Source organism: Okeania sp. SIO2F5 (assembly GCF_010692685.1).
GTDB classification, from domain to species: Bacteria; Cyanobacteriota; Cyanobacteriia; order Cyanobacteriales; family Microcoleaceae; genus Okeania; species Okeania hirsuta.
The window spans coordinates 1-16,411 of sequence record NZ_JAAHGU010000155.1 but is presented as its reverse complement, the minus strand read 5'-3'; the positions used below and the strand labels follow the sequence as shown (position 1 = coordinate 16,411).

General features: G+C 34.8%; 15 protein-coding genes and 1 pseudogene. 4 read left to right on the top strand and 12 right to left on the bottom strand.

The window, feature by feature from the left end; translation table 11 throughout:
* Positions 1 to 99: 99 nt before the first annotated feature.
* The 6 genes from F6K27_RS28510 to treZ all read right to left on the bottom strand — a co-directional run bounded on the left by F6K27_RS28510 (position 100) and on the right by treZ (position 7,888).
* Positions 100 to 992, bottom strand: a protein-coding gene (locus tag F6K27_RS28510) for an IS630 family transposase (protein WP_287279379.1) whose coding sequence is annotated in 2 segments (ribosomal slippage) — positions 100 to 597 and positions 600 to 992 — 891 coding nt in all. Because the reading frame shifts where the segments join, the coding sequence is not laid out codon by codon here.
* A gap of 319 nt (positions 993 to 1,311) precedes the next feature.
* A complete protein-coding gene (gene treY, locus F6K27_RS28505) occupies positions 1,312 to 4,170 on the bottom strand; it encodes a malto-oligosyltrehalose synthase (RefSeq protein ID WP_287279378.1) in 2,859 nt (952 codons plus the stop codon).
* A gap of 683 nt (positions 4,171 to 4,853) precedes the next feature.
* Entirely contained in the window at positions 4,854 to 5,009 is a 156-nt protein-coding gene (locus F6K27_RS28500) for a hypothetical protein (RefSeq protein WP_287300939.1), read from the bottom strand.
* Positions 5,010 to 5,138: 129 nt separating this feature from the next.
* A complete protein-coding gene (locus F6K27_RS28495; RefSeq protein ID WP_287284716.1) occupies positions 5,139 to 5,426 on the bottom strand; it encodes a hypothetical protein in 288 nt (95 codons plus the stop codon).
* Between the two features lie 4 nt (positions 5,427 to 5,430).
* Positions 5,431 to 5,724 carry a hypothetical protein gene (locus F6K27_RS28490; RefSeq protein WP_124143077.1) on the bottom strand — a complete coding sequence of 98 codons (294 nt, stop codon included), beginning with the start codon at positions 5,722 to 5,724 and terminating at the stop codon, positions 5,431 to 5,433.
* 340 nt (positions 5,725 to 6,064) lie between these two features.
* Complete coding sequence (gene treZ, locus F6K27_RS28485; RefSeq protein WP_287279376.1) at positions 6,065 to 7,888, bottom strand: malto-oligosyltrehalose trehalohydrolase; 1,824 nt, start codon at positions 7,886 to 7,888, stop codon at positions 6,065 to 6,067.
* A 173-nt stretch (positions 7,889 to 8,061) separates the two neighbouring features.
* Here treZ and F6K27_RS28480 point away from each other — a divergent pair, with 173 nt between their 5' ends.
* Positions 8,062 to 8,604 carry a DNA-binding protein gene (locus tag F6K27_RS28480; protein WP_287279375.1) on the top strand — a complete coding sequence of 181 codons (543 nt, stop codon included), beginning with the start codon at positions 8,062 to 8,064 and terminating at the stop codon, positions 8,602 to 8,604.
* 178 nt (positions 8,605 to 8,782) lie between these two features.
* On the opposite strand, the gene F6K27_RS28475 is transcribed toward F6K27_RS28480, so the two are convergent.
* A complete protein-coding gene (locus F6K27_RS28475) occupies positions 8,783 to 9,055 on the bottom strand; it encodes a hypothetical protein (RefSeq protein WP_124143080.1) in 273 nt (90 codons plus the stop codon).
* Between the two features lie 232 nt (positions 9,056 to 9,287).
* On the opposite strand from F6K27_RS28475, the gene F6K27_RS28470 reads away from it, so the two are divergent.
* Positions 9,288 to 9,539: a hypothetical protein gene (locus F6K27_RS28470; RefSeq protein ID WP_124143081.1), complete on the top strand. Its 252-nt coding sequence runs from the start codon at positions 9,288 to 9,290 to the stop codon at positions 9,537 to 9,539.
* 212 nt (positions 9,540 to 9,751) lie between these two features.
* Here F6K27_RS28470 and F6K27_RS28465 read toward each other — a convergent pair whose 3' ends face one another.
* From F6K27_RS28465 to glgX, 4 genes are all read right to left on the bottom strand, one after another.
* Entirely contained in the window at positions 9,752 to 10,498 is a 747-nt protein-coding gene (locus F6K27_RS28465) for a GUN4 domain-containing protein (RefSeq protein WP_287279374.1), read from the bottom strand.
* Positions 10,499 to 10,594: 96 nt separating this feature from the next.
* Entirely contained in the window at positions 10,595 to 10,732 is a 138-nt protein-coding gene (locus F6K27_RS28460; RefSeq protein ID WP_287279373.1) for a hypothetical protein, read from the bottom strand.
* 10 nt (positions 10,733 to 10,742) lie between these two features.
* Positions 10,743 to 11,378, bottom strand: coding sequence for a hypothetical protein (locus F6K27_RS28455; RefSeq protein WP_287279372.1), 636 nt, complete (start codon positions 11,376 to 11,378; stop codon positions 10,743 to 10,745).
* Between the two features lie 460 nt (positions 11,379 to 11,838).
* Positions 11,839 to 13,962 (bottom strand): glycogen debranching protein GlgX, encoded by a 2,124-nt coding sequence (gene glgX / locus F6K27_RS28450; RefSeq protein WP_287279371.1) that lies wholly within the window; start codon positions 13,960 to 13,962, stop codon positions 11,839 to 11,841.
* Positions 13,963 to 14,199: 237 nt separating this feature from the next.
* On the opposite strand from glgX, the pseudogene F6K27_RS28445 reads away from it, so the two are divergent.
* Both F6K27_RS28445 and F6K27_RS28440 read left to right on the top strand, forming a co-directional pair.
* Positions 14,200 to 14,725 (top strand): annotated as a pseudogene (locus tag F6K27_RS28445) (protein kinase); the annotation flags it as partial.
* Entirely contained in the window at positions 14,682 to 15,077 is a 396-nt protein-coding gene (locus tag F6K27_RS28440) for a Uma2 family endonuclease (protein ID WP_124143086.1), read from the top strand. The pseudogene F6K27_RS28445 and the gene F6K27_RS28440, both read left to right, overlap by 44 nt.
* Before the next feature lie 111 nt (positions 15,078 to 15,188).
* Here the strand turns inward: F6K27_RS28440 and F6K27_RS28435 are convergent, their stop codons facing one another.
* Positions 15,189 to 15,329 (bottom strand): hypothetical protein, encoded by a 141-nt coding sequence (locus tag F6K27_RS28435; protein WP_161564311.1) that lies wholly within the window; start codon positions 15,327 to 15,329, stop codon positions 15,189 to 15,191.
* Between the last annotated feature and the right edge of the window lie 1,082 nt (positions 15,330 to 16,411).

The following is a 16,411-nucleotide window of genomic DNA, read 5'->3' as shown; positions in this document are numbered from 1 at the left end:
TAATTGATGACACGCCCTAGGAGGAATTTATTTGGCAGCTTCTGTCATTTTATTAGCATAGCGATCGCCATCGACCTAGAGCATACAATACCCATTTTGTCAATTTTTTAATTGATGACACGCCCTAGGTAAAAAGAATATATACAAGCCCTGGCTTTCCCATTTTGACCATAATTGTTGTACCTCTCGACATCTATGTATTGGTCCGTTATCCTGAACAATTATCCTCATACGCCCAGTTTTGGCAGTTTCTTGGGCTTCACGCTCCATCATTCGGATGTAACACTTGCGGTCTACACCGCCAATTACTAAACCGTAAACGAAACTGATTAAAGGTTGAAGAAAGCCAATAATGCTTAATCTACGACCACGACGCTTTGTCTGTTCTAGGCGTTTTTGCTCCCCTTTAAAATAGTAGGTATAACTCGGCTCGCTCCACATACAAAATCCAGACTCATCTAGGTACTTGAGGTCTATTTCTCCTGTAGCTGCAGCCAATTGCAACAGATCTAAGTCGGCTTGCTTTATTTCTTTGACTCTTGGATCTTGTTTCTGTTTATGACTTTTTCTGGCCCGCTTCCAAATGACCCCCTTTTTTTGAGTATCCGACTTAATCTATCAGGACTCAATTTAATTGCGCGATCGCTTTCTAATTTCTCTGCTAGCTGATGACTGTTGTATGTCTGTGGTTCCTTGGTGAGGCATTCTTCCAAAAATTTCATATCACCTTCAGTCCACTTAGGTTTTAAACCCCGACCTTGTGACTCCCACAGTCCTTGTAAGCCAAATTTTTGCCATTTATGTAACACTTCTCTTACTGTTTGTCTAGCCCAATTAAAATGAGCAGCTATTTTTTCTACATACCACCCATGTGCATTTAATCTAATCACTTCTGCTCGGTCTTTGACTTTCTGTGGTACGTCCGCAGTTCTCAACTTCTGTAGACTTCGGTCTTGCTCACTTGTGAGAAAAACCCTTAAACGAGCCCCCATGTATAAATTTCCTCACTCAATAGAGATATTATCCATATTTACTTATCTTTACATAGTTTGGTTTATTTATACCAACTTACTTAGTGCTATAATTTTCAACCGCTAAAATGAAATTTATAGCGGGGGTCGCATCACCCTATTTCTCCGTCTAGAAATAGAGATATGATTACCGAAAATTCTCAGAGAAAAAAGTTCTGACTTCTGAGTTCCTATTTCTGACTTCAAGCGCAGCGATAATCCCGCCTTCTAAAAGTTTTCTGGCGGGCTAAATTTGATGTTGATCAAATCTCAAAATTAAAAATTCAAAATCAAAGTATACTTAATTTTGAGAATCTACTGTTGGTTCAGAATCATTATTTGTTTCACCTTGCTCATTAATTAATAATGCTACAGGAAAATGATTCAGTACATTTCTAATCCATAAAGTATCCTCTTTCTCTTCTTTAAGTTTTTGTTGAGTAATTGCATTTTTCCACACCAAAGAAGAACCAGAAGGTAAACATATTCGAGTCTCACGCCATACTTGTTCTCCTAAAGGATTTTCTCCTTCTTGAATCAACTTAGTTAATAATCTGGGAGCTATAATAATCGCTGTACTATCTCCCCATTTTCTCGAGAAAGCAACTATATGATCTTTCAAACTACCCATAACAATTAACTTTTGGTAATCTCCTCTTTGAAATAAATCCAAATACTCTCGGCGTGCCTGTAAAGCTTGGTAAATTAAAAACATTTTAATCTTACCAGTCTCTGGAGTTTGCAAAAGTTCTTCAATCAATCCTAAAATATCGGACTCTATTTTTGTCTTAATTTCCTTCAGAAACTCTGCTCTTTTTTCAAAATCAACGGGACGACGGTTATCAGGGTCAACAAGACTCAAATCCCACAATTCTGTACCTTGATAAATATCAGGAACTCCAGGAGAAGTAAGTTTCAAAAAAGCCTGAGATAAAGAATTAAAAACACCGTAATATTGAACCTTACGTTGCAGAGGTCGGAAAGCTGGTAAAAATTCATTATCTTCTGATTTATTAAGTAGATGTTCTACAAACTTAATAAGTGAACTTTCGTAATCATCATCCGGTCTTAACCAACCTGTATTAACTTTTGCTTCTCGAATTGCTTTAATAATATACTCTTTAATCCTTTCGACAAAAGTTGGAAATTCACTTTCATCAACAGGAAAAGCACCTAACAAAGTCTGATATAAAAAGTATTCATCATTAGATGCAGGAACATCTAAACCTGCTACACAATCTTTTTGAGGAGCATTAATTTCCTGCCATTTCTGTAGATAACTTTCCCATTCTCCAGGAATTTCTGATAGTACATTAATTCGCGTTCTGACATCTTCCCCACGTTTTGTATCGTGAGTAGAAGTTCCACTCATAGTATGAGGCCAATACGCAATACGATGTTGATTAAATCCATGAAAATCTTCAACTGAAACTCCAAATTTACTAGGAGTTGAACCAACTTCATTGAGACAAATAAGTCGATTATAAACATATAAAACAGTATCTTCTACACCCTTTGCCATTAAAGGTCCGGTAAATTGTTGTAACCGCATCACAAAATGTAGCCATTTATCTTTATCTTCCTGGTTTAAATGTTCATCAAATTCAAACAACAAAAACTTCTCAATAAAACTCAATTCATTCAAAAGTTCATTGATAAAGAAAGGAATTTTCTCTTTCGTTTTAGCAATTACTCTCTGAATACATTCTCGATCTGCCTTACTAACCCCTTCTTTACTAACATAGGTCCGATACACCGGAAACACCGACATAACTTCTACTAAAGCAGCTTTCAAACCAAAAATAGTAAAATCACTGGCATATCGATATTTACTAGAAATATCTTTAAGTAAGTGAGCTAAATTATCAATATCTCCGGCTAAATGTTTGTTAATAATCAGCCTTTGGTTTTGATCAGCTAGCTGCCCATAGTTAGAAGTACCTTGAATAAACCGAGAATAAATTTGGTCGAATTCTTCTTCCTTAAAATGGTCACAAAAAATACCATTAACATAGTTTAAAAAATCATAACCTGTAGTTCCTTGAACCGGCCAATTAACAGGTAAATCTTCGCTAGGTTCAAGAATTTTTTCGACAACTATATAAGGAGCATTTGCTTTTTCTCTCAGTCTGTTTAAATACTGAGCAGGATCGTACAGTCCATCAATATGATCGATTCTCAGACCTGTAAATTTTTCCTCTTTTAACATTTCTAAAATTAGAGCATGGGTAGTATTAAATACTTGTTCATCTTCTACTCTGACTGAAATTAAATCATTTACTGTAAAAAATCGTCGGTAGTTTAATTCTTCATTACCCACTTTCCAGAAAGATAGACGAAAATATTGCTCGGATAATAATTTATCTAATAAGTCAAAACTTTCTGGCTTTCCCGGAACCCCGTTAAAAGTCTCTATATTTTCTTCAACGAATTCTTGAATATGTAGATTTTCATTCCATAATTCCCACAACATCCCTTTGATGAAGCTAATTTGGTCATACCTTTCTCTCCCCTCAGCTCCAGAAGGAATATATTTTAAGCTATAGAGAACTCCTTGTAATTTAACAAAATCTTGGTTTTTTCTGCCTAATTTATTTCTTAATTTGCCGATATTGTAGGTTAAAACTTGAGTATAAGAATCAATTCTAATCGGAAATTGATGATCATAATAGTTAACAGTTAATCCATTTTGGCCGTAATTAAGTTTTAACTCTCCACTTTCCAAACAATCTCCATAAAATTTACCTAAAAAAGGTGCTAAAACTCTACCTTTGATACCTTCATAAGGATGATTCCAGTCAATATCAAAATAGTCACGATATTGAGATTCAGGACCATTTTCTAAGACATCAACCAGAATATGATTTTGGCTGCTAAATGCCATATGATTAGGCACAATATCTTGTAGCCATCCCATTTGATTACTGTTAATTTCTGTGACTAGTTCAGCAAATTTTTCTTTGCCACCTAATTCAGGATTAAGTATATTAGAATTGACTACATCATATCCATGGTTGCTTCCTGTTTTTGCTTTAAATATAGGAGAAGCATAAATATCAGAAATTCCTAGTTCCGCTAAATATGGAACTATAGCTTTAGCTGAATCAAAGCCAAAATTAGGAGTAAATTGAATTCTATAGGTCGTCATGGGAATTCGCATAGTTAATATAGAGATAATTAAGTGTGATTAATTGACTGTTAAAAGTTCATAATTTTACGTTTAACAGATAAATATCTGTTTTTCAAACATTTAGGAAAAGGATAAATCTGAAAAATTCCTAGTTTGGCTAAATATAAAACTACGACTTGATCTACTTCCAAAGTCAAAACTATAAGTAGATTAAATTATATAATGTCGTTATGAGAATTCGCATAGTTAATATAGATATAAATATAGCAGTTTTCATTCATGTTGACTACAAAACTTCAGCTCCCGCTGCCTTTCAGCTAAAATCTCTGTATTCTATGAAACATGAAAACTGCTATAAGTGTTGATTAATTAGTTCTTAAAAGGTAAGCTTTTCCTAGGTCATGCTCCGCAAACAGCTATTAGCATTTCCTAGGTTATGCTTCGCAAACAACAATCAACTTTTGAACATATTCAAGCAAGAATTGAGGTTAGGTTATAGCCAATTTCATTAATTAATTTTAATTCTCCTTGGTGGATAATTCCCCTCTAGTATGATCATGAGTTAATAACAAATAGCTGATGGCTGACTGCTGAATGCTTACGTTAAAAGTTCAAAATTTCACGTTTAACAGATAAATTTTTTTGAGATATTAAACTTTATATTTATTCTTCATGTAGCCCAAATATAATTAAAATTTGATAGTAGTTAAGCTTCAATGAAGAGAAACGCCTAATTTCCGAAAGAACCCCGAGTAATGCTTGACAATAGCATGATTATTCTTGAGTGATTCTGCCAAGGTAGAAGATGTTTGTTTGCTGCCAAAATAATAATAAATATAAGGAATTGCTAGCTCCATAAGTCCTTTCATTAAATCCTTGTTAATATTACCTACAAAAATACAATCATCAAGTACCTCCGTAATTTTATTGATTGCATATATCTTCTCAGCAATACTAAAATTATCTTCTGCGAGTTTACCAAGAATAAATGATGGTCTTTATTGAACTATTTTAAAATATATAACACCATCAATCACATGGTATAAAAATTCAATATAGGGCAGGATTATGCCAGTAGAATAAATTAACCAAGGAAGTCTTGAACGATAAAAATATTGATTAACAACAATAGTTTTATTGACACAAAAATGAGGAAAAATTTCTTTGACAATGTGTTGCCATACTTTTAATTTTTTGGCTATATCAATGTGAATAATCTCAATGGGTTTATGTTGCCATGACAATGTAGTAATATCTCCATCACAAACATTAACATAGTCAATCAAAGTCTTACAGTTTTTTTTGAAATATGTGTAAGTAGGAGTCTTGTTTTTGAACTTCTCTAGTATTTGAGAAATAAATTTTGCCTCCTCTAGCTGCAATTTTTTGTTTTGGAGTTGTAAAAGCATCATAGGCATAAATTCTAGATTTTTTCTCTAATACTTGTTGATTTTTTGATAATTCCAAGGCAAAGGGATATACTGTTCCTGCTACTCCTGAACTAAGATCGACTATTTCTCCAGCACCAGAGTAAAGGCAACGAGAGAAATACTTAAAAACTTTTATTTCCCTTATGGAAGTCATGGAAGGAGGTAATTTTTGAAAAATTGGAAAAGACTCAGAAAAAACGTTTTTTGGGAAATTTATCATGAATTTTTAAGTATTGTATTAAATCAAGACTCAACAATATACACTAAAATTGAGAAATGAATTTCACTGACACTCGACTAATGTCAATAAAATATATTTTGAGTCGTTACCATCAATTATAGGTAATGTTGGCCATCATAACTTTTAAACCTAAAAATAGATATCTACGATAATCAAAAATAAAATCAATTATCCCGCAAAAATCATCAATTCTTTCTCCCTACTCCCTCTTTTCAGGAGAGGTCTAATGTATGTTCTCTGGGGAATGCTCCGATCAAGTCTCATAAAGAGCAAAGCTTAAAGGATTAATCGTCACGGTTTGTCCAGATAATAATTTTTTAGGTAAAGCAGCACCTTCTCCCATCCATTCTCGGTCTGAGGAATTAATCAGCTTTTGCCAATTTCCTGTGGGTAGTTGAGGTTCAAATCTCACAGGCTGCTTTTCAAAGTTCATCAGACTCAATACACTACTTTTTTGTCCCCACCTGTGAAGCAATAGGACATTTTTATCTGCCAAACTTTTTACTTCTATTTGAGAGGTATCGAGTTTAGCTAATACTGGAATATTTTTCCGTAGTTCAATTAATCGTTTATAAAAAGAACGTAAAACTCCATATTTACCTTCCCTAGATTTTTCCCAATTTAATTTAGAATCCATAAATACTTTTTCACCTTGAGGATCGGGCACTTCTCCAGACCAATTGAAAGACTTAAATTCTTCTGCTCTACCTTTTCTCACTGCTTCTACTAAGTTAGGATCTCCATGACTAACAAAATACATAAAAGGAGCTTCTTCTCCATATTCTTCTCCCATAAATAACATCGGTACAAATGGTGAAATTAAAACTGCTCCTGCTGCTAATTTTAGTCCTTCAAAATCTACTAAAGCTGATAATCTTTCTCCAATTAACCTATTACCTATTTGGTCGTGATTTTGAATACAAACTACAAATTTTTCTCCGGCAAAACCCAGGGTTGAATTACCATGATTTCTCTGGCGATGAGGTGAAAATTCTCCCGTATAAACATATCCTTCTTTATAAGATTTTTTCAGAGATTCTATACTCTTAAAATCAGAATAATATCCAGAACTTTCTCCTGTTAAAAGACTGTGCAGAGAGTGGTGAAAATCATCGCACCATTGAGCATCGTGACCAAACCCTCCTTGTTCTTTTGAACGTAAAACTCGCACATCATTTAAGTCACTTTCCGCAATTAAATAATGCTTCCTTCCATCATTTTTACTAAACTCTTCTACCCTAGCAGCTAACTGTTGTAAAAAAGGTTCGGCACTCATATCATAAATGGCATGAACAGCATCTAAACGTAAACCATCAATATGATATTTATCTAACCAATACAAAGTATTTTCAATAAAAAAATTACGGACTTCATTACTATATGCGTCGTCAAAATTAACAGCATTTCCCCAAGGAGTATGATACTTATCCGTAAAATAGGGACCATAATCCCAGAGATAATTTCCCTCTGGACCAAAATGATTATAAACAACGTCCAAAATTACAGAGATGCCTACTTGATGACAAGCATTAACAAGCTGCTTTAGACCATCCGGCCCACCATAAGAATCTTGGACACCATATAGATAAACTCCATCGTAGCCCCAGTTGCGATCGCCTGGAAATTGGGCTACGGGCATAATTTCTATAACGTTTATGCCTAAATCTTTTAATTCTGGCAATCTGGGAATAATTGCTCCAAAAGTTCCTTCGGGGGTAAAAGTACCGACATGAAGTTCATAAATAATCATTTCTGCCAAGGGGATACCTTGCCAAGAAGTATCATTCCAGGTAAATTGTTGATGGTCTACTATTTTTGAAGGACCATGTACTCCTTGAGGTTGCCAGTTAGAGGCGGGGTCTGGTCGGTCAGTTTCTCCATCTAATTGATAAAAGTAGAGAGTTTCCGGGTCAATGTCTTTTGCTTCTCCTTGCCAATATCCCCATTCATCTTTTTGAAGTTCAATAAATTTTTCTTGGGGATGTACAATATGTACGGCTAACTTTTCTCGTAGAGGTGCCCAAATAGTAAATAGGCATTGATTTTTTTCTGCTGAATAATAGCTACCAATTATCATAGATTTATAGATTCTTAGGACGTTGAATTTTTTACAATAATGTAGTCTAAAATTAGACAACATTTTTATCTGTTAATTTATTAACCTCTTAAAATCAAATTACTTTTTTAAAAAAAAATCTAAATTATCCTTTTCATTTTAGTTAAATTCTTCAAAACTACAACGTTATAGTTATGACTGTCTCATTAGTGAGTACCACCGAAGCAGCTTTTCTATTAAATATCTCGACAGGTAGATTGCGTTTTCTGCTAAATACTGGCCGTGTTATTGGTGCGCGTAAAGTCAAAAGACTTTGGCAAATTCCTCTAAATCATAGAGGAATGCCAGAAATTACACCTGGTCGTCGTGGCCCTGAACCCACTTGGAATAAAAATCAACGCACAGCTAATACTTTTATTCATGTTCTGCGAAAGACTATAGATTATAACCGAGACCATGGAACCTCTCATACAGCAGTCGCCGTAAAAGTAGGAAGTAAAAAAGATTATTGCCACGCTGTAAAAATTCATGGGCCTTGCCAGATAGTGTATCAACCCCATCAACCTAATAGAAGTCAAGCTGGAGGTGCCCGTCTGTGGATTGAAGTAGAACCGGGAAATATAGTAGAGCGAGTATATTTCAGTAATGGAGATTATGGTCCGCCTCCGGAAGTAGTTCAGCAGCGGGTAAAACAAAAAAGTCGAAAGGCTAAACACTGTATATATGCAACGTTATAGTTTTTCACTACTATATATAGTGGTTTTGGGTAGATTTAGAGTTAAGGATGTGTGGCGATCGCTCATCCTTACCTATAAATTCTCTTGAGGCAAGATAATAATACTACAAGGGTTTTCATTTTGGTAGACCAGTGTAAGGACGAATGGCTATTCGCCCCTAGAGAATAGTGTCTAATAATCAATCTTTATCTTTTGCGGATTCTGTAATAGGGAGAATTGAAATAGTAGCACCTGGCTTACTATTGGAAACTGTGTTGAGATTCTCTGCAAGCCAGTGGAAGAATTCAGGGAATTTCAAACCATTGAGCGACTTAGGTTGTGTTTGTGGAGAAGCAATTTCTCTGAGGTTAATCATATCTACTCCCTGAACACCGACTAGAAAAAAATTGAGTTTATTTGCCTTTGCCGCTTCTTTCGCACGCTGCGCTGATTTTTGCCATTCCTTATCCATTGTTTGCCAATTGCTGTCAGTTGGAGGTATACCTATAATATAAAATAACCAAGGTTTTTGAGAGTCCTGAATATTATTGCTTTAGTAATTATTCTGATAATTGTCTATTTTTCGCAATGCTAAATTAATTCCCTCACCCATCATCGTTTCTCCTTCAGCTTTGAAAGGAGATGGGGCAAATTTATCCATATTCACAAAATTTTGAATTCCTTGCCCATTACTATTAGAATTTATGATAGCTAATTCCACAGATTGGGATATTTTGCTACTTGGTTCAAATTCTTTTTTAAAAGCAGCAATTCCAGCATTTAAGGAATCAATACGTTCACCAGACATCGAACTAGATGTATCTACTACTAGAACAATTGGAATCTTAAGTTCAGCGGAGTGTGCTGGTCAACTTTTCTTTTCTAAGTTTGGGGGAAGAGAATGTGTTGTTGGCGATCTGGAAAGTAATGGCGTGGATGTTCCTTGGTTAAGTTGAAGGTTGCCTGCAAGTCCAGTTAAATGTTCTATTTGCAATAAATTAAATAAATTTGACGCAGAGTCTCCTGAACCACTATTACCACCAGTCATCATAATTTGAGGATAATTAATTTGGGTTTGAGCCAGTGCATCCGACCATTTTCCTTGTATTTCTATTTGAGCATAAAGTTCAGGGTTAAGAGTAGCAACTTTGGTATGAACCCTAATTTATTAGATTAATCCACAATTAAAAAAACGTGGTAAGAGAACTTCAAAAGTTTCTTTCCAGCGAATGCGGTTGATTTGGTAATTTTTTTGATCGGGAAAACTTAAAGAAGGAAGATGTCCTGGTTTTGCTTCACTAGAAAAATTAAAATCATCATACCTTTCTATCCATTTTCTACCATCATACCAACCGATATATTTTGCAAATTTGTTCTTGTAAATTGAAAAATTAAATTCTCCTGGCCTGCCTTTACATTTACACCAAATTTTTGCTTTAACACTGAAACCAAAATTACCGTTGCTGTATTCAAACCAAAGTTTATCCATGATTTTTAATGCTTCATCAGGTATTTTTTGTATGTCTTCACTGTCTAGCCGTGTTATCAAATCTCTATTTTTTGGAACGTGATTAGAACTTTCAATACTGTCAGCAATTTCTATCATTAATCTCATAGTTTCTAAATCAGCTTCTTTCCACTTTTTTTTTTGCAGAAAATCTTCTAATTTACCATAAATTTCTGGGTCGAAATTTGGTTCTAAAATAGTAGTTTCTTCTGGTTTTTGTGGAACCTGCCGATCTATAGGTAATTCTATAGGAGGAATTGATATTGGTAGTATTGATAGTTCTGGTAGTGGATATGTAGGAGAAATATTAATTTTTTGATTTTTATCTTGTTCCAGTATATCTCTAATTTCTTTTAATAAGGTAAGACCTTTATTTTTCTGATGTAATTTACTAAAAATTTTATGCAATTCGTCTATATTTAGACCATTACATAGGCTTAAAAAATAAGATAAAATTACTCGCAGAGATTCATTTAGCCTCAATTTACTAATATCAAAGCCCCCTTATTCTAGAGTATTTATAAATAATTCAGACCTTTTATAAACTTGTAAAATATCCTTAATAATTTCCTCTTTAATATCTTCATATTTACCACTTCGTTGTCTAATCTTCTCTAGAAACTCTTGAAATAAACTAGCCATAAATATTTTCTCATTCCCCTATTTTCTTAATCACTTGTTCCTGAAGCATCAAGCTTTTTACCTTTAAAGGTTCACTACCTGGATTGTTTTTACTTAAAGCATTAAATATTTTAGCTTGTTGATTTAATCCCTGACCAGAACATCTGCTTAAAAAGTTGGAAATAACAACTGGTAAAGCTTCATTAGTACGAAGTTCTCCCACAGGAAAATCAGCAGAAATATGTGCTAAAAAAAGTCGGGTATCTTTCTCGTAAAATTTATAAAGTTCATCAGCTAAAACTTCATCTGTAATCAACCCACTTGCTTCTAACTTTTCCCTATATGGTTCCATCAAAAAAGGAAGATTTTCTTCTAAATCTGGGCTAGATAATAACGCCGTATTTTTAGCCAGAACAGAAAAACAAATTTCCATTCCCAAGATAAATTGTTCTCTTAATTCCTTTATATCGGTTCTAGCTTCAAATATTTCCTCAAGAGTTTCACGGCTCACGTTTTCTACTTTGCTAATCATTTCGTCTAGTTTAGCTTCACGGTTTTCTATTTGTTCATCTTCATAGAGACTAAGAACACCTTCAAAAAGAGGTGCTAGAGGACCAGCAAATACACGACCTGCTTTAGCTGAAGCTTTCAGATAGTTTTTTGCCATTTTATTGAAGTACCAGATTATTTTTTTTTATTGAACATGAATAGAAAAATCTACTCTTTATCCTTTAGTCCTAAAAGACTATAGATATACAATACCTAAGCTTGAATTCTTGCTTCTCCCATACTGTATTGATTTGTTAGTGGCAATACTTATATATCATTTATATCATTTGATAAATTACCAATTCCAGATAACCTATAATGAATCAAATTTGAACAGAAAATTAAACGAATGATTTTTTCATTCATTGGGTGCATCTAAATTTTGAACAAAGCCAAAAATTTATTGCTTTTAAGGAAAAAGCAATAGGCAACAGGCAATAGAAAAAAAGTATTTTTACAAATATCTAAGATGCATCCTATTAATTAAAAAGCTGAGAGCTGATAGCTAATACCTAAATGCTTACAAATAATTTTTCATTCCTTAAAAATATGAGAGCTGACTGCTAATAGCTGAATGTTTATAAACGCCGTAAAACAACAATTGAACGTTCCATAACAGGAATAGGAACCTCAGCTTTATATTGCTTACCATTCTCCACAAAACGAGACTTACTCGTATCAACAATAACCACCCAATTTATATCTTTAAACTTAGGAGGAATTGTAAACTCTATCAACTCATAATGAGCATTAAAAAATATCATAAAACTATCATCAATAATCCTTTCCCCACGTTCGCCACTAGCAGGAATTTCCTCTCCGTTTAAAAATATACCAACAGCTTTAGCAAAATCAATATTCCATTGTTCCTCAGTCATTTCTCCACCATCAGGATTATACCAACCTATATCATTTACATCCGAACCATGAATAGCACGACCTTGAAACCACTTACGTCTATGAAATACTGGATGTTGACAACGGAAATAAATTAACTGTCGAGTAAAATCTAATAAATCTGAATTTTCTACTTGTAAATTCCAATCCAACCAAGAAATTTGATTATCCTGACAATAAGCATTATTATTACCATTTTGTGTCCGCCCAAATTCATCTCCACCTAATAACATTGGTACGCCTTGAGATAACATTAAAGTCACTAAAAAATTACGCCTTTGACGGTTTCTTATATTTAGTACATCGGGGTCGTCTGTTTCTCCTTCTTCTCCAGAATTCCAAGAACGATTATATTCTTCTCCATCATTATTATCTTCCCCATTTGCTTCGTTATGTTTTTCGTCATAACTAACTAGATCGTTGAGAGTAAAACCATCGTGGGCAGTTACAAAATTAATACTCGCATGAGGTAATCTACCATTAGCAGCATATAAGTCAGAACTACCTGTAAAACGATAGGCAAATTCAGATAATGTTTCCTCTTCCCCTCGCCAAAAATCTCTAACTGCATCTCGATATTTACCATTCCATTCTGACCACAAGAGGGGGAAATTCCCAACTTGATAACCACCTTCTCCCACATCCCAAGGTTCCGCAATTAATTTCACATTGGAAATAACCGGGTCTTGATGCACAATATCAAAGAAAGCTGCCAAAGTATCTACGTCATATAATTCTCGCGCCAAAGCTGAAGCTAAATCAAATCGAAAACCATCCACGTGCATTTCCGTCACCCAGTAGCGCAGACTATCCATAATTAACTTCAATACCTGGGGGTGACGAACGTTGAGAGAATTACCACAACCAGTAAAATCCATATAGTAGCGGAGTTCATCTTCTACTAAGCGATAATAGGCAGCATTATCAATACCTTTGAAAGATAAAGTCGGACCCAGATGATTACCTTCTCCAGTATGGTTGTAGACTACATCCAATATCACCTCAATACCAGCATTGTGCAATGCTTTGACCATTTGTTTAAATTCTCGAACTTGCTCCCCTGCTTTACCGCTAGAACTATAACCACAGTAGGGAGCAAAATAATTAATCGAGTCATAACCCCAATAATTAGATAATTCCTTATCAACCAAATGTCCTGGATATCGGAGAAAATGATGTACTGGCATTAACTCCACCGTTGTAATGCCTAAAGATTGGAAATAAGCGATCGCTGTTGGATGTGCTAACCCTGCATAAGTACCCCTGAGATTTTCGGGAATATCAGGATGGAGTTTAGTAAATCCTCTGGGATGAATTTCATAAATTATGGTTTCGTGGTTGGGAATGTTTAATAATTTGTCGTTTTCCCAATCAAAACTTTCATCAATTACCACAGATTTTGGCATCAGATGAGCATCATCATCTAAAGTGCAAGCTAAATCTTTTTCTGGATTATCCCAAGAATAGGCAAATATTTCTTGACCATAGAGGATATCCCCATCAATTGCTTTAGCGTAAGGGTCAATTAGTAATTTATTGGAGTTAAAACGATGACCTTGGGATGGTTCGTAGGGACCATGGACTCGAAATCCATATTTTTGACCAGGACTAATACCTGGTAGATATCCATGCCAGACAAAGTTACTTACTTCTGTCAGAGTGAGTCGTGTTTCTTGGTTTTGCTTGTCAAATAAGCAAAGTTCTATACTGGTAGCATTTTCAGAGAAGATGGCGAAGTTGGTGCCTTTACCATCCCAGGATGCTCCCAGGGGAAATGGTTTTCCAGGCCAAAGAGGTACATACATAAATCAACCGGGAACTCTTCATAATTAGAATAACAGCAAACGGTGCGAGCCATCCAATGGGAGCTATCCAGTGCGAGCTATCCAGTGCGAGCTATCCAGTGCGCCAGAATATTATTAAAATTGTCAGAAAATAATTTCAATTCCCAGAACATAATTTCAATTCCTAACAGGTTTGGTATTATTATTAAATAGGCGAGCAAGATGGTCGCACTGGAAAACTGATAACCGATAACTGAAATGACTCAATGTTTAAATCCTGACTGTTTAAAACCTAACCCACCAGAAACAATATTCTGTCAAAGCTGTGTGTGGTGAAAAATTGGTTTTAAACGAACGTTATCGCCCTCTAAAAATTATCGGGCAAGGAGGTTTTGGCAGAACTTTTCAAGCAGTAGATGAATATAAACCTTCAAAGCCTTTTTGTGTAATTAAACAATTTTTTCCTCAAGCACAAGGAACTAAATATTTATCAAAAGCTGCGGAATTATTTGCTCAAGAAGCTCAACGTTTAGATGGTTTAGGTAGACATCCACAAATTCCCGAACTTTTAGCATATTTTACTCAGGATAATCGACAGTATTTAGTACAAGAATTTATCGACGGGCAAAATTTACAACAGGAATTAGAAGAGTCGGGAGCTTTTGATCAAAGTCAAGTTGTAGAGTTGTTAAAAAGTTTATTGCCTGTATTGGAATTTATTCATTCTCAACAAGTAATTCATCAAAACTGGATTTCGAGAAGCTCAACCCGATGTCTCTTGTTACATTGGTGAAAATGCAAATGTTATTCCAAGGGGAACTTCTATTATCGATCTAGATATTTATCCTCCACCAACCCTAGTCATTGAAGTTGCTAATACCTCCCTATTAGATGATAAAGGTGAAAAACGTTTGTTGTATGAAGCAATGAATGTCTCTGAATATTGGATAGTTGACGTACAGAATCTAGAAATTATTGCTTTTGCAGTTGCCAATGGAGGAAGTAGAAAAATTAATCAGTCTCAAGTTTTGCCTGGTTTAGCTATTTCTTTGTTAGAAGAAGCACTTCAGCGCAGTTGCCAAACAAACCAAGGTCAAGTTTATCCTTGGTTATTAAAGGAATTTCAACAGAAGTAGAAATAAACTCGTTCATCCATCCGTACATCCGTGGCAGAATCCTTGTATGCGCTTTTCTCTATTTACCTCATCATTCTCTCAAGCTTCAAAAAAAATAAATAGAGATTTATCTTACATCTCCCCAAAAATAGCGAAAATCATTTTGTGAAGCTCAGAAAGATATACATAACAACCTCTGGCAAGGGAGAATCTTCCTCCCACTGCTGTTCTCCTGGTGGCGATCGCTACTTCTATAACATTACCTACTCTCATCCCACAATCATTTTATTAAGCTCCAAAAAAAATCGGCGATGGATTTTGTCTTGCACTCCCTAAATAACCGTGATACTATTTTATTATTAGGGATTGCTCGCCTATATGTATGACTTTTTATTCAACGCAAAAAATGAATTTTTTTTGAGGGTAACTAATATAGTATAGTCTATGTTGTCATAGAAATCTACACGAAAATCATTTTGTGCAGCCTCTCAATGGAATATGTATATGGGAATGAACAACCTCTGGCAAGGGAAAATCTTACTGCCACTTTTTCTTCTCTCTTGTGGCAATCGCTACTTCTATTGTTATCCTACAATCATTTTATTAAGCTCCAAAAAAAACGGCGATGGATTTTGCCTTGCACTCCCTAAATAACCATGATACTATTTTATTATTGGGGTTTGCTAGCCTTACGCATGACTTTTTATTCAACCCGGTAAAAGTATTTTTTCAGACTAATAATCTCTTTTGTCATAGAAATAGCTAGCCAAACCTAGACCGCCGAAAATCATTTTGTGAAGCTCAGGAAAAATCAGATGAATTTTTCCATGTTCGTATCCTCTAAGTATCAATCATATCTAAAATTCTAGAAGCGATCGCTATCTATAAACCCACAACAAAAACATTCATTCTCTAAAGCTGATAAAAAAAATCGGTAATGGGAAGGATTGTTGCCTTGGCTCAAAAATTTTGATAAAATTTTATTTTTAGGATCTGTTTGCCTATGCACATGACTTTTTATTCAACTAAAGAACACCAAAAAGCTAAAGAACTAAGTGAAATAAAGGCTAATATCTACCAAAATCACAACCTAAGTATCACAAAAAAGTAGATAGGTCAACTCCCATAAAAAAGAGAAGAGAAAAATTAGTTATTCATAGTAGAGGAAGATAGGAGCGATCGCCAAGCAAAACAACCAAATAATAAGTATTTGCATCTCTATAAGCGCCTTTGGTGGGTGGAGAATGCTGTAAAATCTAAAGTGTCACAAGGAAAGCTCAAAACAATCCACTGTCCCAAATGTCTATCATCTCGATTGAAAAAAAAAGGTTTTCGTCGGGGGAAACAATGCCATC